This window comes from Polaromonas sp. P1_E3 (assembly GCF_056405935.1).
Genome location: NZ_JBFUBD010000755.1, coordinates 1 through 791, shown reverse-complemented (window position 1 = coordinate 791; position 791 = coordinate 1). Strand labels below are relative to the sequence as shown.

At 59.8% G+C, this 791-nt stretch carries 1 protein-coding gene and 1 pseudogene; one reads left to right on the top strand and one right to left on the bottom strand.

Annotated elements, in window-relative coordinates:
- Positions 1-587, top strand: a 587-nt coding sequence (locus tag AC1D0Z_RS23310) for a hypothetical protein (protein ID WP_477660494.1), incomplete at its 5' end; no start/stop codon positions are given.
- Here AC1D0Z_RS23310 and AC1D0Z_RS23305 read toward each other — a convergent pair.
- Positions 576-791 (bottom strand): annotated as a pseudogene (locus tag AC1D0Z_RS23305) (serine/threonine-protein phosphatase); the annotation flags it as partial. The gene AC1D0Z_RS23310 and the pseudogene AC1D0Z_RS23305 sit on opposite strands and share 12 nt — an antisense overlap.

The window sequence follows — 791 nt, the reverse complement described above, 5'->3', positions numbered from 1 at the left end:
CCACGGTACCTGCTGATCAGATGCGCAGTATTGATGCCGAGCGGGCACGAATCAGCGCCGAGCGCAACCGGCTGGAGGCAGGCTTCCTGGCTGAGGACGCCGAATGCTACAACCGGTTCGCCGTCAACAGTTGCCTGGGCAAAGTCAATGACCGGCGACGTGAAGTCATGTCAGACCTCCGCAGGCAGGAGCTGTTGCTCAATGACGAGGAGCGCCGTATCAGGGGCGCCGAACAGATTCGCAAAACGGAGGAAAAATCGTCACCGGAAAAGCAGCAGGAAGCTGCGGATCGCCGGGCGAAAGCTCTGGAGGATTCTCAGGCGCGTCTTGAGCGGGAGAAAAAGAAAGCCGAGGACCGTGCAACTGCCAAAGCCGCAGAGCAAGGCAGTAGCGACGCCAACGCCGCCAGACTAAAGAGCGGCCAGGAAAAATCCCAGTCTAGAACCGACAAGCAGGCCGCCGCAGCGGAAGAGGCTAAAAAGTTCAACGACCGCCAAAAAGAGGCGCTGGAGCGCAAAGCCCAGCACGAAAAAGATCGCCTGAAGCAGACCAAGCCGCCAGCGAAGTCCTTACCCTTACCCGACTAGGCGGGCTGGTGGCTCAGCGGCCAAAGGCTCGAGTTTGACGATTACCAGCGAAAGATTATCCCCGCCGCCCCGCGCGCGGGAACGTGCTTTCTGAATCAGGAATTCAGTGGCTTCCCGGGGTGACAGCATGGACAGGGCGGAACCCATCTCGCTGGTGCTGAAGTAGTGCCAGACCCCATCACTGCACGCCAGCAGGACATCTTC